The following is a 19,671-nucleotide window of genomic DNA, read 5'->3' on the forward strand; positions in this document are numbered from 1 at the left end:
TATGAATTCCCTTACTTCCAATGCATCACCGACGCCTGCGGCAGGGTCCAGCGGCCGCAAATGGCGCCAACTGACCTCGCCCCCGATTTTTTACCACTGGGCGGGTCGAGTCTGGCCCTGGATGGCCGTGCTGGCTGCCGTGCTGGCTGCTGCGGGTCTATGGGTCGGATTTGGACTGGCACCTACGGATCACCAACAGGGCGAGGTCTACCGCATCATCTTTTTGCATGTGCCGGCCGCCTGGATGTCCATGTTCATCTATCTGGTGGCAGCGCTCCATGCTGCCCTGGGGTTGATTTACGGCACCCGTCTCTCCCCCCTGCTGGCAAGGGCCCTGGCCCCCACGGGAGCCTTGTTCACAGCCATCGCCTTGTGGACCGGGGCTGCCTGGGGCAAGCCTACCTGGGGAGCCTGGTGGGTATGGGATGCCCGCCTGACGTCGGAGCTGATCCTGCTGTTCCTGTATCTGGGCTATATGGCCATGGTCTCGGCCATAGAGGATTCGCGTCGGGCCGATGGCGCTGGCGCCATCGTGCTGCTTGCTGGCGTGGTCAATGTTCCCATCATCTATTTCTCGGTTCAGTGGTGGAGCACCCTGCATCAGGGTGCGAGTATCCGCATGGATACAGCTCCCAGCATGACACACACCATGCTGGCCGGCATGCTGCTGATGGCGCTGGCCTGCTGGGCCTATACGCTGGCCGTCGCCCTGGTACGGGCACGTTGCCTGATTCTGGAGCGAGCCCGCGAGGAGAGTCTGTAATGCAGGATCATGCTTTTTTCATTGCTCTGGCCTACGGTGTGAGCGCGATGGCGCTGGGTATCGAGCTGGTCAGCATCTTTGTGCGCAGCCGTCGCCTGAAGGCTGAAGCCGCGTCCGGACTCGAAGCCAGGGAGAACCCATGAAGCCGCGCCAGCGTCGCCTGCTGTGGGTGTTGGCAGGACTTGCGCTGGTGGCCTCAGCCGTCACGCTGGTGCTGCGAGCGCTCAACTCCAATGTGATGTTCTTCTACAGCCCCAGCCAGGTTCATGCGGGTGAGGTTCCGCATGGTGCGGCCTTTCGCCTGGGAGGCCTTGTGGAGCCTGGCTCACTGCAGCGCAGCGGCGACGGAATGCTGCTGCGCTTTGCCGTGACTGATGAAGTGCGCAGTGTGCCTGTGCAGTATCGAGGATTGCTGCCCGACCTGTTCCGCGAGGGCAAAGGTGTGGTGGTATCGGGCCGTATGCAGGCGGACGGTGCCTTCCAGGCCTCCGAGGTGCTGGCCAAGCACGACGAGAACTATATGCCGCCCGAAGCGGCCCATGCATTGAAAAACGCCGCCGGCAAGCCGTCGGAGAAGTCTGCCGACGACGCCACCGTCAGGGAAGCCGGCCAGGACAGCGCCGGTGCCGTCTCCAGCGGAGGCCGCACATGATCGCTGAACTTGGCGTGTTCGCCCTGGTACTGGCCCTGGTTACGGCAGTGCTGCTGGCGGTGCTGCCGCTGGCCGGTGCCCACTGGGGACTGGCGGGCTGGGTAAGGCTGGCCCGGCCCGCAGCCTTTTTGCTATGCGCCTTGTGCGTGCTGTCTTCGGCCAGCCTGTTCTGGTGCTTCTGGCGCGGAGACTTCTCAGTGCTGTATGTGGCGGCCAATTCGCATAGCGACCTGCCCATGGCCTACAAGCTGGCAGCGTTCTGGGGCGGTCATGAAGGCTCCATGCTGCTGTGGCAGCTCATGCTCTCGGGCTGGACCCTGGCGGTGGCCTGGCGCAGCCGGGACCTGCCGCCGGCCTTCGTGGCGCGCGTGCTCGCGGTGCTGGGCTGGATCAGTGTGGGTCTGCTGCTGTTCCTGCTGTTTCTCTCCAACCCGTTTGCGCGCCTGATCCCGGCGGCTGCGCAAGGCAAGGACCTCAACCCCTTGCTGCAGGATCCCGGCATGGTGCTGCATCCGCCGCTGCTGTACATGGGCTATGTGGGCTTTGCCGTGCCTTTTGCATTCGCGCTTGCGGCATTGATCTCGGGCGAGCTGGGTGCAGCCTGGGCGCGCTGGTCGCGCTCCTGGACACTGGCAGCCTGGGGCTTTCTCACGCTGGGCATTCTGCTGGGCAGTGCCTGGGCCTATTACGTACTGGGCTGGGGCGGCTGGTGGTTCTGGGACCCGGTGGAAAACGCCTCTTTCATGCCCTGGCTGGTGGGTACGGCCCTGCTGCATTCGCTGATCGTGACCGACCAGCGCGGTGCCTTCCGCAGCTGGTCGGCCCTACTCGCCATCTGCGCATTTTCACTGAGCCTGCTGGGTACCTTTCTCGTGCGCTCAGGCGTGCTTACCTCGGTTCATGCCTTTGCCGTGGACCCAGGGCGGGGGCTCTTCATCCTGTGCTTCATCGTGGTTGTGGTGGGAACATCGCTGTGGCTGTTCGCCTGGCGCGCACCGGAGCTGGGCCGCGGCTCCGGAGAATTTTCCATGCTCTCGCGCGAAACCTTTTTGCTGATCAACAACGTGCTCTTCACCGCTGCAGCGCTCGCGGTGCTCATAGGCACGCTGTACCCACTGGCGCTCGATGTGCTGAGCGGCGAGAAGATCTCCGTGGGGCCGCCGTACTTCCAGGCCGTCTTTTTGCCTTTGGTGCTGCCGGCCCTGGCCCTGATGGGCGTGGGCACGGTGGCGCGCTGGAAGAGCAGCCTGGTTGGCGAGCTGTGGCGGCACCTTCGCGTGGCCCTCGTGCTGAGCCTTGCCTGCGCGGCGGTGCTGGCACTGGCAGGCGGCTGGCTGGGTGTGCGCCTGTCCCCGGCCACCTTGCTGGGCCTGGCCCTGGGCCTGTGGTGCCTGCTCAGCACACTGGCCCATATCTGGCAGCGCCTGGGGCAAGGCCTGGAAATCGGCCATCTGGGTCAACGCCTGTCGCGCCAGCCCTGGGGCTGGTGGGGCATGCTGATGGCCCATGCCGGTGCGGGCATGTTCGTGCTGGCGGTAAGCCTGGCCGACGGGCTGGAGAGCCGGCACGAAACCACGCTGGCGCAGGGTGAGACTGCCGAGGCGGGTGGCTACCGCTTCCGCTTCGACAGCCTTGGTCCGGCAGCCGGCCCCAACTATGACGCGCAGCGTGCCCAATTCACCGTCAGTCGAGCGGGGCTGGACAGCTGGAGCATGTTTCCCGAGAAGCGGGTTTACCGCGCCCAGGGCATGGCGCTGAGCCAGGCCGCCATTGACAGCGGCTGGACACGCGACGTTTTCGTGGCCCTGGGCGATCCACTGGACGATCAAGGCCTGCGCTGGACCGTGCGCCTACAGGTCAAGCCTTTCATGGATTGGGTCTGGATAGGCACACTGATGATGGCGCTGGGCGCGGGCCTGAGCCTTATGGACCGACGCTTTCGTACAGCCAAGCAGCGAGCGCATCGCCAGTCCGGCGCTCCGGCCCTGCAAGGAGCTGTCTGATGCGCTTTGTCCTGCCCCTGGCAATATTTTTAGGCCTGGCCATCATGCTCGGGCTTGGCCTGCAGCGTGACCCACGGGCCCTGCCTTCGGCGCTGCTGGAACAGCCCGCACCGGCCATAGACCGCCCTCTGCTCGAAGACCAGCAGCAGGTCCTTCATCTGCAGGACCTGCGAGGCCGGGCCTGGTTGCTCAATGTCTGGGCCTCATGGTGCGCCCCCTGCCGACAGGAGCTGCCCGTATTGGCCGAACTCTCGAAGCGCGACGCGGTCGCCGTCTACGGCCTGAACTACAAGGATCAGCCGGACAAGGCTCGTGCGCTGCTGCGGGTGGCGGGCAACCCCTACCGAGCTTCAGCCATCGACGGCGATGGCCGCGTGGGCATGGACTTCGGCATCCAGGGAGTGCCGGAAACCTTTGTCATTGACGGCCAGGGCCGCGTGCGCTATCGCCATGTGGGCCCGGTAACCGCAGAGATATGGCGCGACCGGCTGCTGCCGGTCATCAGGAGTCTGCAATGAAACCGCGAAGTATCGGCGCGGCCTGCACAGCGGCCTTGCTGGCCTGCATGGCAATGCTGGCCCAGGCCGGGCAGACCGCTCGGGACCAGGAACTGCTGGATCGTGAAATGGCGCTGGCTGCTCAGCTTCGCTGTGTCGTCTGCCAGAACCAGACTGTGGCCGAGTCGCGTGCCCCCATGGCCGAGGACATGCGCCGCGAGATCCGCAACCAGCTCGAGCAGGGCCATAGCAATGAGCAGGTGATCAACTTCTTCGAACAGCGCTATGGCTCCTTTGTGCGCTACAACCCGCCCTGGAAGCCATCGACCTGGCTGCTGTGGAGCAGCCCGTTCCTTGCCGCGCTGGGCGGCTTTGTCCTGCTGCGGCGCACACTGCGCCAAAGGAGCATGCCGGACGAGCCACTCACTCTGCAGCAACGGGACCGTGCACGTCAATGGCTGGACACGACCTCGAAGGAGGAACGCCAATGAGCGCCATGCACTGGTTGTGGCTGGGTGCCATCGCCCTGATGCTTCTGAGCCTGGCGGTACTGCTGCCGCCTCTGCTGGCCGAGGCCCCATCGCCCGCCAGCGATCCTGAGGAAGCGCTGCGCCGCCTCTACCAGGCCCAGTTGGCCGAGCTGAAGCTGGAGCGCTCAGGCGGGCGCCTGAGCGAGACCGACCACGCTCAAGCGGTCGAAGAGCTGCAGCGGCGTCTGCTCAGAGAACTGGACAGACCCCGAGCATCAGTCGCCTGGCGCCAAAGTCCATGGCTGCGCCGTGGCAGCGCGCTGTTGCTGGCGGTGCTGCTCCCTGTCGCCGCGTTCGCTTTGTACCTGCAGGTGGGTGACCCAAAGGCTGCGGCGCAGCTGGCACAGGAACAGCCCAACGCGCACGGGGACGGCGCTGGCGATACACAGGTGCAGGCCATGGTGGATGGGCTGGCCAGGCGTCTTGAGGAACAACCGCAGAACCTGCCCGGCTGGGTGATGCTGGCCCGCTCCTATGAAACTCTGGAGCGATTTGACGCTGCGGCCCAGGCATACCGGCGGGCTTTGCAGGAGGCGCGGCGTAGCGCGATGGATGAGGAAGTCCAGGCGAGGTTATGGGCCGATCTGGCCGACGCTCTGGCATCGGCGCAGGGCGGTGATCTGGATGGCGAAGCCGGCAAGGCCATCGCCCAGGCACTGCAGTTGCAGCCGAGCCAACCCAAGGCGCTGGCCCTTGCGGGCAGTGCCGCCGTGCGTCATGGCCAGCTGGATGAGGCGGGCAAGCATTGGCGGGCCCTGCTGGCGCAGCTGGAGCCCGGATCGGACATGGCGCTGCGCGTGCAGGACGACCTGCTCAAGCTGGAGGCTTTGGCGTCTGAAGACAGCTCGAGCATCACTGCCAAAACTGCGGCCGCATCCAAGAGCCGCCTGAGCGGAGAATTGCGATGGGCAGCCTCCAAGGCCAATCCATCTGAACCAGCCCAGTTAGCCAAGGCTCAGGTCTTTGTCGTGGCTCGCGCCGACGGTCACCCCCGGCCTGTGGCTGTGCTGCGCCTGCCTGCGACCTCCCTGCCAGTACATTTCACGCTAGGATCGGAGAACCTGCTCGATCCTGCAGTTTCGCTGTCGTCATTCCCAGAGCTACGTTTGCAAGCGCGGCTGTCGCTGGACGGCCAAGCCATGCCACGATCAGGAGATATCTACAGCCAGTCGCTCTCGGTGACTCCCGGCTCCTCGAACTTGCTGCTGGAATTGAATCTGGCTTTCTAGCAAGTATGTCTGGACTGCAGCCAGCCGGCAGACAATGTGCGTTATTGGCACCTCCGGTGCAGGCATTGCGCCATCATGTGCTGTGACAACGAATCGGAACATGGAGTCAAGAGCAGCTATGCTGCGAGGGGCTGCTCAATCCTGAACCGTACTCCGCTCTGGACGGTGATCGGAATGCGTGATCTGAACACCGGCAGAAAAGTGAGGCAGCAACCCAGAATCTACTATTTGGACAACCAGTAGGCCCCGATGTGGATGGCTTGAGCCACGATGATCTCTTTACACTCTTGGAACTCTTTGACAAGTTGCCCGATCTCCCAGTTACGTTCGCTGGGAGCAAGGCTCAGAAGGCGAAGCAGTGTTTTCATGGGATCCTCCAGCGCGACATGCCCTGCTCTCATCCTCCGGAGGATCTTTCAGTTCTCGCGGCGTCTTTCACTGCATTCTGCAAGCGCAATACCAGCGTTGACGCAAAGGTAGAAATTTGAGGCCCAGCATTCGCCACTGCGCGCTTTGTCAATGGTGTCCAAGCACAGCTCACCTCTCTCGCATTTGCCCACAAGCGCCTATGTGAATCACACTGGGAGATGTTGCTCCTTCTTGCAAAGTCCACTTAGCAATGTGGATTCAACTGGTCAATGCAACACAATGACTGCCTCGGGCTCAAGGGGTGTTGGCATGAAGCAAAGACCGCGCATTTACTACACCGAAGTCATGACGGGAAATTGCCTAATTCAACAGTACCAGGAAAATTAAAATTAATAGATTAATTCAAAGGAAAATTTGCAGGCATTTCAGACCATGAAATAAATATGTCTATCGATTTACTTGCTTTATCTATCAAAGAGTCAGCGGTTATCTTTGATGGACAAATGCATGATCGGAACAACTTCTGAAGGCGATGGAAATATCAATTTCTCCTCCTCAAAGTCAAGTAGGTATTTGACATTTCATTTAGCGGTGGAGGCAATAATTCTCGCATTTTCTATAAAATAAGCAAGCTCCTGGCTTGGGATAGAGTTTTTTCTAATAATGTACGTGTCTAGAATTGAGTTTTTTATATCCAGAGGTCGAGAAATGACAGCATATTTTTTATTTCCATGTATATGCGATTCAGCCACTACTCCAACGCATTTTCCTGCTGAAACTTGCGCCAACATAAACTCTGATGTGGCAACTCTTCCTGCAATAAATGGCTTTGGATGTGAGTGTGCAAGTACGCGTGCCACTTGATCTGAAAATCCAGTGCACCAACCTTGATCTCCTATAACCAATGGATAGCTTTTGAGCTTTTCCAGCGGTATCCGGTCATAATTTAGGAGAGGGTGGGATAGCGGTAGTGCCGCAACTAGTGGCTCACTTAAGACATGCTCGGCAACTAACGATTTATCAGAAATAGCCGTATGACAGAAGCCCGCATCGTATATATCGCTATGTAGACCGGAAATAAGGTTCGATTCGGACACCTCAAACAATTGAATGTCGACTCCCGGGAACTTTTCATGACACCTGGCCAGTAAAATTGGAAAGCGGTGAGAGGTTCCGAAATCGGCTTGAGCTATACGTAGCTGTCCTCGATATCCGCTCTTCCATGACCTGATGGCATCCTGACTTTTCTCTACGGCTGCGAATATTCTTGGAACATGCTCCAGAAATATTTTCCCCGCAGGAGTCAATTGAGTATTTCGTGTGCTTCTTGCGAAGAGTTCCACATCCAATTCTCTTTCCAACTCTTTAATAGTGCGAGACAAAGGGGATTGATCAATGTGTAATTTCTCAGCAGCCCGTGAAAAGTGAAGCTCTTCCGCAACCGCTAAAAAGCAGCGTAAATGGCGAAGTTCCATAGGATTTCATTGCTAAATTAATTCTTTATCGAGCGGTGCAAGCGGACGGCTTCGGAGTGTTCCACTTCTCAAGATCAACAGCGTGGACAGAACAATCATTGCACCGCCAACGATAGCTGGCGGGGCCAAGACCTCACCCAAAAATAGTATGCCCCATACGATGCCGAAGAGCGGTGTAAGAAACGCGACCATCATCGCTCTGGCCGGGCCGATGTCCCGTACCAGGCGAAAGTAAAGTAGAAAGCCAAGAGCACTGCTCAACAAACCCACTCCCATGACGTTGAACACGATCGTGCTGTCTATCGGGCCGGTAGGAGGCGCCGCTAACCAGAACGGCAATAATGCCATGGCGGCAAATATCTGTGCGCAGCCTGCCGAGCCGATCGGATTGACATGGGACGCGCAACGTTTGATGTAGATGCCAGCCCCTGCGTAAGAGGCAGCAGCGAGCAGGCATGCGAACACGGAGGGGATGAATACAGCAGACGTACTGGTCGGAAGACTGGCGCCAGTGAGGGTCGCAACCCCGGCGATGCCCAACAGCAGGCCTATTGCTTTGATGCGGGTAAATGCTTCCTTTAACCAGACTGCGGCAAATACCGATCCAAACAAAGGCGTGGTTGCATTAATGATGGCGGAATAGGAGGCTGGGATGTGCTGCGCCGCATAGGAAAACAGCAAGAATGGCACACCGACATTGAATGTGCCAATCACTGCATATTGGCGCCAGTGCTTACGCCACTGCGGGCGAAAGCGGATGAGTAGGAAGTACAGCAGCAGTGCGCAACCGCCAACGGCTACACGCAAGTCTGCGGTGACTATGGGCCCAAGCACTGGTGCGAGTACTCGCATGAAGATGAACGAAGCTCCCCATACTGCACTCAGGAGCAGTAGCCGTACCCAGTCAATGCCACTCACTTTGCTACCCTCGTTGAAAGTACGATGGCTGCATCTCTCGCACCGAAATTGCTCAGTGATGCTTGCCTTAGCATACCTTGCTCGCCTGCACTTCGGAGATGAAGCCGTCGATGAACGCGTGCACAGAGGGAATGTCGTGAAGGCTATTTTCGATCTGCAGGCTAAAGAGGCTCCCGACAATGACGCCGTTTGCGCCATGCTTCCAGAAATCTTGAATTTGTGGCACTTTACTGATCCCGAACCCGACAACGATAGGCTGAGTGGATACCTGACTCAGACTCTCGATACGTGTAAGAGCTTGTGCCTCAAAATGCTCATTGGTGCCAGTGGTGCCGAATCGACTGATCACATAGGTAAATGCGGATGAGTGTTTCAACAAGCTCGCGGCACGTTCACTGGGCGTATTGGGTGCGATCATCTGAATGCAGCCCAGCCCGTTATCAGCGAGCTTTTGAATATGCCATTCGCTTTCGTCGAATGGCAGATCAGAGCAGACAATGGCGTCTATCCCAATTTCTGAAAACTCAGCATATGCCTCGCTGCCGCGCATATGCAAGAGGTTGTAGTAGAGAAGCAGGCCGATTGGAAGTGCGGGATACTTTATCCTGATTCGGCGAAGCAGCGTTAAGCAGGTTTCGTAGTTTGTTCCCGCTTTCAGTGCTCGTTGCATGGAGCGTTGATTGACCGGACCATCAGTGATTGGGTCCGAAAACGGGAATCCCAATTCGAGGGCATCGGCACCCGCATCCACCGCTGTACAAATCAGCTCGTAGCTTGATTCTGGATTGGGATCACCTAGAGTAAAGAACGGAATGAAAGCCTTCCGCTTGGGATTTGCGAACAGCTGATTGAAGCGATTGGTCATGCAAGCCCCTTGATTTTCCAGTATTGATCCAAGTCCTTGTCTCCACGACCTGAGAGGCACACGACAAGATTGCAGCCAGGCGGATGATCCTGGCTGCCTTGAATAGCCAGTGCCAATGCGTGTGCTGACTCGAAAGCGGGAATGATCCCTTCAAGTTGGGATAGCCTCTCAAAAGCCTCAATAGCCTCCTTATCGCTGATGGCGATAAAGGTGGCTCGGCCGCGTTCCTGCAACGCGACAAGTTCTGGGCCAACACCAGGGTAGTCCAAGCCAGCTGCGATGGAGTGCGTGTTGGCTATTTGGCCGTCGCTGTTTTGCAGGAAAAGGGAACGCATACCGTGAAACACACCCACCGAACCCTTGGTCAGAGTGGCAGCATGCTTCAGCGATCCGTCTGCCAATCCGGCTGGCTCCGCGCCATACAATGCAACATCTGCATCGTTTTCAAACCCTGCATACAAACCCACAGCGTTGCTTCCCCCGCCAATGCACGCATATACCGCTGCTGGTAATTGACCAGTCTGTTCGAGTATTTGTCGGCGAGACTCCAAGCCGATGACGGATTGGAAATACTTGATCATTGAAGGGTAGGGATAAGGACCTGCAGCCGTCCCGAAGCAGTGGTAGGTGCTTCCTACATTTGTGATCCAGTCCCGCATTGCTTCGTTGATCGCATCTTTTAGAGTTGCGCCACCGGTTTCAACGGGATGCACTTTTGCTCCGAACAACTCCATGCGCCTAACGTTTTGTTGCTGTCGTTCAATGTCAACTGCTCCCATGTAAATTTCTACAGGCAAGTTCAAGGCGGCCCCTGTCATAGCCGTGGCAACTCCATGCTGGCCTGCACCTGTTTCAGCAATGATCCGGGTCTTGCCCATGCGTTTAGCCAGAAGCAACTGACCAATGGTGCTGTTAGTCTTGTGTGCGCCGCCGTGGAGCAGATCCTCGCGCTTGAGATAGATGTGTCTTCCGATTTGAGTCGACAAGCGGCTTGCGTAGCCCAACGGTGTTTCTCGGCCCGCGAAATTTTGCAGGACGAGCCACAGTGTCTTAACAAATTCCGGGTCGTTGCGAGCAGCCTCAAATGCTTTTTCGACTTCGTCAAGCACGCTGACCAAGCTTTCCGACACATAGCTACCTCCATAAAAGGCGTTGGACCCAAACCGCCTAGCCATCTCCACATTGGCAAACATTTCTATACCTTCATCGTTAATTGGAGGCATACCACTTGCAGCCATGAAAAAGCCTAGTGGCTGAATGCGATTCGGTATGCATGCTTGGAACGCTCTCCCTCGGCTGGCCATCGTAGGTGGCTGGAGGGATGGATTAAGGCTAGTTGGGTCTTAGGCGAGGCTGTTTTTGCATAGCACAGACTTTGCTGCATCACAGAGACTTCCCATCAACGCATGCGCCGATAGCTAACTTTTGACGGGCATGTCCGTCAGCATGATCAAGGTGCTTGAAACGAGGAACAGACTGCGCATCTACAAACGGGGTTAAACATAGCGGTGCACTTCCCAGAAACCAAGCGCGCGGCAGGGCTCCATTCAAATCGCGTGATGTCTTGCACCTCACAATGCAACACCTGCAAGGCAGGGTGCGCGCTTTTCTCTTTCTCTGGCCAAGTGCGAGGAGATATCGCAGAGACCTAGCTGCCGGGGGAATCTATCTGCTGCGTAGCCAGAGCAGCATCCACCACAAGCCGTCATAAAGGCGGCAGGACTTGCTATCGAGCGAGCCAAGACTCCTACACCGTAGCTGCGGCACCGGCCAGTGCATAGACAGACCTTTGCGCAGTAGCTCTATCGTTTCTTACCTGGAATCGAGCTTTTGGAAATAGCGGGCACAAGCCATTCACGACAGTCTGACATCCAGGTCTACTTCTGCGATCCGCAAAGCCCATGGCAGCGTGGAAGTAACGAAAACACGAGCGACCTGCTCAGGCAGTACATGCCAAAGGGCATGAATCTGTCAGGGCAGCCCCAGCATCAGCTCGACGCGATTGCACGACAGTTGAATGAGAGGCCGCGCAAGACGCTTGGCTTCCGCCCCTGCTGAGATGTTCAGTGCATGTGTTGCATCGACCGGTTGAATCCGCCGTCGGCAGCACCCATTCGCAGCTTACGAGAGCTGCCGTTCAGTTGTCTGGCGCACTGCGATCCAGCCAGCTTCCGGTTTGAGGCGCACAGCGGACGTCTGGCCAGATAGCAGGTCAACGTCTGGTAACAGCGGCAGCGGTCACAAGCTTGCCAAATCTCAGCGGCGGAAACCAGCCTGAAGCGGCCACTTCGGCTACTGCCAGTCGAGGGCTACAAACGAGAAACCCAGCACGAGAGAGTTGCGCGAAAGTACAACTTTGCGCATTAAAAATGTCTGTTTGAATGCCGTTTTCCGCTAACGGCTTCATACCGACAAAACAAAAATGCCCGCTTTTCAGCGGGCATTTTTGCTGCAAACTCTGGTTTCGTCTGCACGTTTGGTAGGCGCGATTGGACTCGAACCAACGACCCCCACCATGTCAAGGTGGTGCTCTAACCAGCTGAGCTACGCGCCTGTTGTTCTGTTCGATGAAGCAATTGTAGCACGGGTTTTTCACTCATTTTTTGAGAGCTAACATTTTCTTGTCATCGAGCACTGTCAGGCGCAATCGGGACTTACATCAGCGCCTTCTGGCCGAGCGAACGCCGGAGACACTGGCGACGATGCCAAGTACCTTGTTGAGGCGACCCGAATCTGCCACTTCCACCGTGAACGTCATCCATGCCGTCCCCTTGACGGACTGGGTCTGCACTCCGATGACATTGGTCTTCTCGCGTGCAAACACGTCCGAGATATCGCGCAGCAAGCCTTGACGGTCGGCCGCCTCCACCGCAACGTCCACAGGGTAAACCGGTCCACCCTTGTCCACATGCTTGGGGGTGCCCCAGTCGACCTCGATGACACGCTCCGGGCTCTTGGCCATCATCTCGCGGAAATTCGAGCAATCGCAGCGGTGAACGCTCACGCCCTTGCCACGAGTCACAAAGCCGCCGATCTCGTCCGGAGGAGCCGGCTTGCAGCATTTGGCGAGCTGGGTCATGAGCGAATCGACGCCCACCACCAGCACCCCGCCGCGCGAAGAGTCATGGCCGCGCGCCTTGCGCACCGGCGTGAATGCATCTTCCTCTGGCGTTTCTTCACTGGGACGCAGCACGACTTCGATATTGCGCAGTGAATACTCGTCCTTGCCCACGACTTCAAACAGTGCATCGGCAGACTTGAAGCCCAGCTGTGCAGCCAGCTCTTCAAGCTTGATCGCCGTCTTGCCTTCGCGCTGTAGCAGCTTTTCAACGGCCTCGCGCCCGCGCGACACGGTTTCGTGCGTCGCCTGGGCATTGAACCAGGCGCGCACCTTGGCCTTGGCGCGGTTGCTGACCAGATAACCCAGCTCGGCATTGAGCCAGTCGCGAGAGGGCCGGTCTTCCTTGGCCGTGTTGATCTCTACCGTCTGGCCGCTTTCCAGAGCGGTGTTCAGCGGCACCATGGCTCCGTCCACACGCGCGCCACGACAACGATGGCCCAGGCTGGTGTGCACCGAGTAGGCGAAGTCCACCGGCGTGGCCCCTTGCGGCAGCTCGATCACGGCCGCATCGGGAGTCAGCACATAGATGCGATCTTCAAACAGACCACGCTGGGCCGAGCCCGTCAGGTCGCTGCCCCAGGCCAGCAACTGGCGCAGCACGGCGATCTTGGCGTCATATTCGCTGGACGCCGACACACCCGCATAACCCTTGGTGCCGGCTTCCTTGTAGGCCCAGTGCGCAGCCACGCCATGCTCGGCATGGTCGTGCATGGCCTGGGTACGAATCTGGATCTCTATGGTGCGGCCGGTTTCATCGCGCACCACCGTGTGCAGCGACTGATAGCCGTTGGGCTTGGGTTTGGCGATGTAGTCGTCAAACTCCTTTTCCAGCGGCGTGAATTGCTCATGCACCCAGGAAAGGGCTGCATAGCAGTCCTTGACCGTAGGCACGATGACGCGCATGGCACGAATATCGAACAGCTGGTCAAAGCTCAGCGACTTGCCGCGCATCTTCTTGACGATGCTGTAGATATGCTTGGGACGCCCTTGAACGGAGGCGCTGATGCTGTGGGCACGCAAGTCGGCCTCGAGCCGCGCGCGCATCTGCTCCATATAGGCTTCGCGCTCGACCCGCTTTTCGTCGAGCAGACGCGCGATCTGGCGATAAGTATCGGGCTCCAGAAAACGGAAAGCCAGATCTTCCAGCTCCCATTTGATCTGCCAGATGCCCAGACGGTTGGCCAGCGGCGCAAAGACATAGAGCGCTTCGCGCGCGATGCTGGGTGAAACCGGGCTCTTCTCGGCCGCGTAGTAGCGCAGCGTCTGCAGACGCGACGCCAGGCGCAGCAGCACCACCCGCAGATCACGCGAGAAGCCCAGCAGCATCTTGCGCACGTTCTCGGTCTGCGTGGCCACGCCATCGACATGCTGGCTGCTCAACTCGGCCTCTCGCGCCTGCTGCTGCACCCGGATGAGTTTGATGGTTTCGACCGCCAGGGTCGCAAAATTATCGCCAAACGCCTTGGCAATCACTTCCTGCGGCTTGTTCAGGTGCACGCTGGCATGCACCAGATAAATGGCCGCCTGCATGGTTTCCGAGCCACCAATCTTCTTGAGGATGGCGGCCACTGCGTCGGCGTGGGTCAGGGTGTTTTCACCGGTCTCCATGACTTCGCCGGCAATCAGCGGCTCTGCAAAGGCACGGGCGCGCGCCAGCGCATTGACTTGGTCGGGCAAAACCTCGGATGTGGCGGTAATCAGATGCGGCGTTGGCTCCGTGAGCTTGGGTGCGGCGTCAGAGACTGTGGTTACGGTATCGCTGGTCTTCATGCAGCTTCCTCTTGGGCCTGCTGCGCAAGACTGATGCTCGCAGGCAGCCCCTTATCCCCTTGTAAAAACTTTTGTATCAAAGCCACTTGCCCCGGCACTACCAGCGTTGGGGCATGTCCCACGCCCTCCAGTTCCGTGCAATGCGCTCTGGGACCACGCTCGGTCATGACCTTGGCGGTACGGCTCGCAAGCAGATCGGACTCGGCCCCTCTGATAAGCAAGACCCGTGCCTTGATCTGGTCGTAAAGCTGCCAGAGCAAGGCCTCACCGGCCTGAGCAGTCTCGCGCGTCATCTGTGCCATGGGCATTGCAATACGGGGGTCGTAATGCAGCACCACACCCCCTTGGGCATCTGGCTTGATCATGGCTTGCGAGAGCCGGCTCCATTGCTCATCGCTATGTGGGCCGAATCCCTCGGAAATCAAGCGCATGGCAGCAGCAGCGCTCTCAAAGTTAGGAAACTGCAAGCCTTTTCCGACATAGGAGCCGATTCGTTCCAGCGACTCCCATTCAATCGCCGGCCCTACGTCGTTGAGCACCAGCCGCCGAACAGGCACCGGCAGCGGCAGACCGGGCTGCCCCACGACACCCATCCCGATCAAGCCACCCATGCTGGTACCGACCCAGTCCAGGGTTTCAATCGGTGCCTGAGCATGCAACTGGGCCAGCAGCGCCAACATATCGGCCGCATACAACGGCAGCTGATAACCCATGGGGTCGGCCAGCCAGTCGCTTTCGCCGCGCCCCACCACATCGGGGCAGATCACGCGGGCAAAGCGGCTGAGCTCGGTTGCCAGCACATCAAAGTCCCGCCCCTGGCGTGAGAGGCCGTGCACGCAGACGATGACATGAGGATGTCTTGGATTGCCGGTATGGTTCCATTCCCAGTACGCCATGCGGTGCGTTCCCTCGGGCTGAGCCTCGACCTGTTGGCGGCGCTGAGCACTGGCCCAGGTGGGAGCCGTTGCAGAGGCTCCGGGACACGATACGTAATTCAGCGTAGGTTGATTCATGGAGAACGCGTTTTCAAGACCGGGGCCGATAATGGCTGTCGTCGCATCGTCAATCGTTGAGAGAGTCATCAACATAAGCTCCAAGTACAGGCAACTTTGGACGGACGTTGCGAGAGGTCTGTGGATTCAGATATCGGCAGACCGTAGACATGGAGATATCGTACCTCGCCATAAGCTGCTTTAAGGTGGCCCCGGACTGCTTTAATTGCCTGAGCTCGTTTTGCTCAATATCACTGAGCTTCCCCCTACTCCCACCCCACCTTACCCCTCTGTTATAGGCGGCTATTTGCCCCGCCAATGCACGCTCTCTAATGATGGAGCGCTCCAACTGAGCAACAGCACCCAGCACCTGCACCATAAAGATGCCTACCGGCACTGAGGTATCAAGCGGCTCAGTCAAAGACCGGATATGCGCGCCTGCAGACTGGACGCTCTCCAGAATCCCAAGCAGATCCTTGAGCGACCGGGCAACACGGTCCATTTTGTAAACCACAAGGATGTCGCCGGCCTTCAAAGACGACAGACAGCGTTGCAATTGAGGCCTCGCACTTACAGCACTTGCCTTCTCTTGGTAGATCTTTGAAACACCAGCCTTGTTTAGCGCGTCTATCTGCAGGTAAGTCTCCTGCTCCCTTGTCGAGACGCGAGCATATCCAATCAGCACTTTTTCCCTCCGTTGTTTTGATAGTTGGAATGCTATTGAGACAGGGCATTTTTGAAGCCCTAATTAGCTTTACCGCTTCTCTTTTCATAGCGCAAATGCGCTACTAAAAAGTGAGCACAATCACTTGCTGGGGATTGAGCGCCTACGGCGGTTGTTCTCAGGACACGGAGCGAAGGCCCGATCTTTGCCAGAAGCGCGCCACGCGAGCCAGGTGCATGCAACTGCAGAAGGTGCCGCGCGCAATCCTATCGATAGAACTGGCAATGCCTGATCGACGGTTGACATCAGGGGCGCGGCCCCCGATACCCCCATCAGTGCTCAATCAGCCACTGTATCGGCAGCTTTTTGAATGGCTCGTTTTCTGGCACAGGAGGCTTGATCCGAACCGGCGTGACCAATGCCGAAATGTCGCCGCCTTCAAACGTCATGACTGTGAGGGGCGCGAACTTGGCCTCGCAGAAGTCTTTCTCAGCCTCAACAGGCCTGCCCGAATGGCTGTAGCAGGTGCAGGCCTTGGCGGTCTTGGTGCAGCCTGCAACCCTACTCGGCCCCGCTGCATTGGCGAGCATGGCCATGCTCGCGACGCACATGGCCAGGGCGAATCTCAGCGCTTTTCCCATGGCCTATCCATCGACTCACCACCATCGGCCCAGAGCTTGTTTACAACCGACAGACAGACACAAACACCGATCAGCCACGCGATAAACAGCAACCACATCACACACCCCCTTGCACATAGCGACGAGCAAGCGCCCAGGCCTCATCGGGCGGCAGCTTTGCGCAAAGCTCCACAGCAGCAAGGCGCGGCTTCGGTACCGGCTTTTCGCGCTTACTGCCAAACAGGCGCTGGAACAGGCCCACACGAGCCTCTGGCGCTTCATATCGGCCCTTGAGATGCCACGCACTCAACATGCTGTATGGGCCGCCGTAGAGCTCGCCCTTAAATCGTTCATCCACCGGGTTGCGCACCCAATCTCGGAAGATCTGCAATGTGTCGTAGCCCTTGTGCAGATACTCACCTTTGAACCATTCGCGATCAATGGTTACGCCTGGCACATCGGTCAGGCTGACGTTAGCGATATGGAGCCTTGGAAGGCGACCACGCTTTCCGAGAAAGCTGCCAACGATAGGGAGCTTGATCTTGTCGGCGCGAATCAGACGCACCTGATATTCAGCGAGGCCCACGCGGACTTGCTTGTCGATCATGTCAATGCTCTGGACAACAAGGTACACATCCCAGCCCTTCTTACGGGCATGAATGAGCCAATCCAGAAGAGCTGCGCGCTCTGGAGAATTGAAGCCGCGCGAGTTAAGCCAGCTCCCCAATTCATCGAGCACCAGGACGCCGTTACGCTCTTCATTGAAGCGGTCTTCAGGGTTGCCGGGGCCTATGTCGTCAAGGTCTTGAGCCGTCGGCTTGTCAGGCACTCGCACTGCTGTGACCTTGCTCTTTGATGGCATCAGTCCGTCCAAGAACAGATCAAAGTTTGTTGCAACCCTCCTGCCATCAAGCAAGGCATCGTGCATCTTGAGCATGCAGTACTTGCCCTTGCCAGTGCCTAGCTTTCCCTGCACCACATAAACAGGCATGGCTTACCCCGCCTTCGCAAAGAGGTGGATCAAATCACGCTGCCATGTGTAGACCGTACAAGCCGTCCACACCGTGACATAGGTGCTCAAACACGCCGGCGCAACGATAGGCACGGCCATCTGCAGCGCATCCATGAAGATGCCGCTTGTGCCGTCCAGCTGCGACAACAGCGGGCCTACAACGCCACGCATGAAGACGAACAAGGCAGCAGTGAGAGCCGTCATCGCAGCCACTGCAGACACGCCGAAGGCCAGTTTTCGCCCCAGATACTGAGCAAACCAGTTAACTAGGCCAACAAAGAGGTTAGAGAGCAGACCACCTATTAATGGCATTTATTCCACCTTTGCACCCATAACGGACGAAACTCTATAAACCGTCGCAAACAATGTTCCGAGAATCCACAGGAAATTCATCACAGGAGCTATATATGGCTCAATTGCACAAATGTTGACGTCTATATCAATGCTCTCTGACATGATAGGAATTGAACCTAAATTCCAAGGCATACAGGTTTTATGTTGGAGCCACTGAAAACCACCAGAAAACCCCATAGAGGTGTCTTTATCACCTGTATTTTTAATGCCATCCAAGGCGTCTATTCTCTGCTGGTGATCTTGGGCTATTTTGTCCATCAATGAATCGAATTTACCCTCACCGTCCGGGGTTCCTGTTTCATCGATTTTGCAAGGTGGCTGCCCCTTAGCCCCGCAGCGACCGCCTTTGTCTTCACCATCGCCATCACCGCCGCCTCCTCCAGAGGAACCCGTCCCCTGCCCCACATATGGCGGTTTCCCGTTCTCCGCACATTTATCTTTGTTCTCCGCCTTTGCGCACCAATCTCGGTCAACCTCAGTGGTAGAGCTTGAGCTTGTCGTGCTGCTGCCAGTAGCCTTGTCCGTCACCTTTTCAGTGACGGTGGTAGTGCATTTACCCGACGCACACTCCGTTTTAGTTGTTGTCTCAGTGCGCGTTTTATCGTTGTCTTTTACCGTGGTCTTAGGTGCGAAATCAACGCCGTTATAGCCATAGCTTGGGACGCACTTTGTCTCGCCACCTACTTGACCCTGATAGCCATTTGGGCAGGTCTTATCCTGTTTCTTAGGGACTTCGGGAGGCTTGGCCGGATCTGGCGGCCCTTCAGTAGGCTCAAGCCCAGGCACACAGCCTTGGAAACGGCCACCGATCATTTGAGGCTGTAGAACCCCCTCAGAGTGCCAAGCTCCATCGTCGGTTTTCCATGCCATGTTCTTTTGGAAATTCATGGCGCAAGCAAGGCCTGCCTTTATCGAATCTCCCATGGGCTGACAATATGTGCCATCCGAGACATTACCCTCCAACCTAACAGGCTCCGCCCAATTTGTATTTCCGTAAAAAGCCGCTCCGCACGCCTGATCAAGAGTAAGAGTTTCAACGCATTGGCCATTCTCCTCTTTAAAACCGCTATTACATCCACAATCAGTACCAGCTAGTGAAGCATTAGCGGGGCAAGAGTACCCTTTAAATAAATAGACTCCGTAATTTGCGATTAGTGGGTCAAGAGAAGAAGCGCAGAACCAATAATTAGAACTAGACTGAACTTGCTTTAAGCCCGGCATTATTGCGTCACAGGCAGCTTGAGCAGTCGGATAGAGCTTGTCCATCGAGCTGCCCCACATGTCGCCATGCTTTGCAGGGAATGCATGAGAAAGCGTGGCCGCAGACAGCGCCAAAATCGCGAAGCAGAAGCGCAAAAGCAGTCTGGACATGGCGGGCCGTTTACACACCTAAATTGATAAATCGAAAACGTATGTGGCACCCTGCCGCCCCCGCTACGCAGGGGCAGCAGAGCGCCACTACCTTTAGGCCTTGCTGCCCAGGCGCTTGATGAACTTCGCTCCGACGTTCCAGCCCACGCCGGCCAGAGACAGCGTGATGTAAGCCGCACCGCCCGCAGCGACGATGAGCAACAGCGATGCCAGCCCCTGAGCAATGCCTGCTTCAGGAGTAGCAGCATCTGCAGCAGAAGCAGCAGCAGACGCCAGGGCCAAGGCGACCAGGACAAAACGATTGCGAATAGACATAGCAGCGTTCATAAGAACCCCCTTCAAAACCGGTAAAGCGACCGGCAAGCGCTTAGGCAGAATTGCCCATTTGATTGATGATCTTGACCACGTACCCTGCTTTGAAGCCGCCCCAATAGCAGGTCACGAGGCCACCGAGATAGAGCGAAAT

At 57.6% G+C, this 19,671-nt stretch carries 20 protein-coding genes, 1 tRNA gene and 1 pseudogene; 8 read left to right on the forward strand and 14 right to left on the reverse strand.

The window, feature by feature from the left end; genetic code table 11:
* Nucleotide 1 precedes the first annotated feature (1 nt).
* Genes ccmC through ccmI form a run of 7 tightly spaced genes read left to right on the forward strand, consistent with a single transcriptional unit; the run spans nt 2 to nt 5,674 of the window.
* The gene (ccmC, locus tag AAIL67_RS01290; protein ID WP_197577693.1) at nt 2-763 is read left to right on the forward strand and encodes a heme ABC transporter permease CcmC; all 762 of its coding nucleotides are present in this window, start codon (nt 2-4) and stop codon (nt 761-763) included.
* Complete coding sequence (gene ccmD, locus AAIL67_RS01295; RefSeq protein ID WP_012838106.1) at nt 763-906, forward strand: heme exporter protein CcmD; 144 nt, start codon at nt 763-765, stop codon at nt 904-906. The genes ccmC and ccmD overlap by 1 nt, the downstream gene beginning before the upstream one ends.
* Complete coding sequence (gene ccmE / locus AAIL67_RS01300) at nt 903-1,415, forward strand: cytochrome c maturation protein CcmE (protein ID WP_343483196.1); 513 nt, start codon at nt 903-905, stop codon at nt 1,413-1,415. The genes ccmD and ccmE overlap by 4 nt, the downstream gene beginning before the upstream one ends.
* A complete protein-coding gene (locus tag AAIL67_RS01305; protein ID WP_343483197.1) occupies nt 1,412-3,418 on the forward strand; it encodes a heme lyase CcmF/NrfE family subunit in 2,007 nt (668 codons plus the stop codon). Before ccmE ends, AAIL67_RS01305 begins: the two co-directional genes overlap by 4 nt.
* The gene (locus tag AAIL67_RS01310) at nt 3,418-3,936 is read left to right on the forward strand and encodes a DsbE family thiol:disulfide interchange protein (RefSeq protein WP_012838103.1); all 519 of its coding nucleotides are present in this window, start codon (nt 3,418-3,420) and stop codon (nt 3,934-3,936) included. The genes AAIL67_RS01305 and AAIL67_RS01310 overlap by 1 nt, the downstream gene beginning before the upstream one ends.
* Nucleotides 3,933-4,406 carry a cytochrome c-type biogenesis protein gene (locus AAIL67_RS01315; protein ID WP_343483198.1) on the forward strand — a complete coding sequence of 158 codons (474 nt, stop codon included), beginning with the start codon at nt 3,933-3,935 and terminating at the stop codon, nt 4,404-4,406. Before AAIL67_RS01310 ends, AAIL67_RS01315 begins: the two co-directional genes overlap by 4 nt.
* A complete protein-coding gene (gene ccmI, locus AAIL67_RS01320) occupies nt 4,403-5,674 on the forward strand; it encodes a c-type cytochrome biogenesis protein CcmI (protein WP_343483199.1) in 1,272 nt (423 codons plus the stop codon). The genes AAIL67_RS01315 and ccmI overlap by 4 nt, the downstream gene beginning before the upstream one ends.
* Nucleotides 5,675-5,898: 224 nt before the next feature.
* On the opposite strand, the gene AAIL67_RS01325 is transcribed toward ccmI, so the two are convergent.
* From AAIL67_RS01325 to trpB, 5 genes are all read right to left on the reverse strand, one after another.
* Nucleotides 5,899-6,042, reverse strand: coding sequence for a hypothetical protein (locus AAIL67_RS01325; RefSeq protein WP_156507027.1), 144 nt, complete (start codon nt 6,040-6,042; stop codon nt 5,899-5,901).
* A gap of 582 nt (nt 6,043-6,624) precedes the next feature.
* Entirely contained in the window at nt 6,625-7,518 is an 894-nt protein-coding gene (locus AAIL67_RS01330; RefSeq protein ID WP_082877227.1) for a LysR family transcriptional regulator, read from the reverse strand.
* Nucleotides 7,519-7,530: 12 nt separating this feature from the next.
* Nucleotides 7,531-8,436, reverse strand: a complete 906-nt coding sequence (locus AAIL67_RS01335) for a DMT family transporter (protein WP_063660964.1) — start codon at nt 8,434-8,436, stop codon at nt 7,531-7,533.
* A gap of 67 nt (nt 8,437-8,503) precedes the next feature.
* Nucleotides 8,504-9,301, reverse strand: coding sequence for a tryptophan synthase subunit alpha (gene trpA, locus AAIL67_RS01340; protein ID WP_063660962.1), 798 nt, complete (start codon nt 9,299-9,301; stop codon nt 8,504-8,506).
* Nucleotides 9,298-10,476 (reverse strand): tryptophan synthase subunit beta, encoded by a 1,179-nt coding sequence (trpB, locus tag AAIL67_RS01345; RefSeq protein WP_231905745.1) that lies wholly within the window; start codon nt 10,474-10,476, stop codon nt 9,298-9,300. Before trpB ends, trpA begins: the two co-directional genes overlap by 4 nt.
* A gap of 688 nt (nt 10,477-11,164) precedes the next feature.
* Between trpB and AAIL67_RS01350 the strand changes: the two are divergent.
* Nucleotides 11,165-11,359, forward strand: a pseudogene (locus tag AAIL67_RS01350) (IS30 family transposase); the annotation flags it as partial.
* Between the two features lie 419 nt (nt 11,360-11,778).
* Here the strand turns inward: AAIL67_RS01350 and AAIL67_RS01355 are convergent.
* From AAIL67_RS01355 to AAIL67_RS01395, 9 genes are all read right to left on the reverse strand, one after another.
* Nucleotides 11,779-11,855, reverse strand: a tRNA-Val gene (locus AAIL67_RS01355).
* 105 nt (nt 11,856-11,960) lie between these two features.
* The gene (locus AAIL67_RS01360; RefSeq protein ID WP_003079822.1) at nt 11,961-14,192 is read right to left on the reverse strand and encodes a bifunctional (p)ppGpp synthetase/guanosine-3',5'-bis(diphosphate) 3'-pyrophosphohydrolase; all 2,232 of its coding nucleotides are present in this window, start codon (nt 14,190-14,192) and stop codon (nt 11,961-11,963) included.
* Entirely contained in the window at nt 14,189-15,205 is a 1,017-nt protein-coding gene (locus AAIL67_RS01365) for an alpha/beta hydrolase (RefSeq protein ID WP_343483357.1), read from the reverse strand. The genes AAIL67_RS01360 and AAIL67_RS01365 overlap by 4 nt, the downstream gene beginning before the upstream one ends.
* 49 nt (nt 15,206-15,254) lie before the next feature.
* Complete coding sequence (locus AAIL67_RS01370; protein WP_039048585.1) at nt 15,255-15,869, reverse strand: recombinase family protein; 615 nt, start codon at nt 15,867-15,869, stop codon at nt 15,255-15,257.
* Nucleotides 15,870-16,180: 311 nt separating this feature from the next.
* Nucleotides 16,181-16,489, reverse strand: coding sequence for a hypothetical protein (locus AAIL67_RS01375; protein WP_343483200.1), 309 nt, complete (start codon nt 16,487-16,489; stop codon nt 16,181-16,183).
* Nucleotides 16,490-16,586: 97 nt separating this feature from the next.
* Nucleotides 16,587-17,459 (reverse strand): zonular occludens toxin domain-containing protein, encoded by an 873-nt coding sequence (locus tag AAIL67_RS01380; protein ID WP_343483201.1) that lies wholly within the window; start codon nt 17,457-17,459, stop codon nt 16,587-16,589.
* Nucleotides 17,460-17,462: 3 nt separating this feature from the next.
* On the reverse strand, nt 17,463-17,792 hold the full coding sequence (locus AAIL67_RS01385) for a DUF5455 family protein (RefSeq protein ID WP_301446895.1): 330 nt from the start codon (nt 17,790-17,792) through the stop codon (nt 17,463-17,465).
* Entirely contained in the window at nt 17,793-19,205 is a 1,413-nt protein-coding gene (locus AAIL67_RS01390) for a hypothetical protein (protein WP_343483202.1), read from the reverse strand.
* Between the two features lie 93 nt (nt 19,206-19,298).
* Nucleotides 19,299-19,520 carry a hypothetical protein gene (locus AAIL67_RS01395; protein ID WP_343483203.1) on the reverse strand — a complete coding sequence of 74 codons (222 nt, stop codon included), beginning with the start codon at nt 19,518-19,520 and terminating at the stop codon, nt 19,299-19,301.
* Nucleotides 19,521-19,671 lie beyond the last annotated feature (151 nt).

The sequence above is a fragment of the Comamonas sp. A7-5 genome, from assembly GCF_039581385.1.
GTDB classification, from domain to species: domain Bacteria; phylum Pseudomonadota; class Gammaproteobacteria; order Burkholderiales; family Burkholderiaceae_C; genus Comamonas; species Comamonas thiooxydans.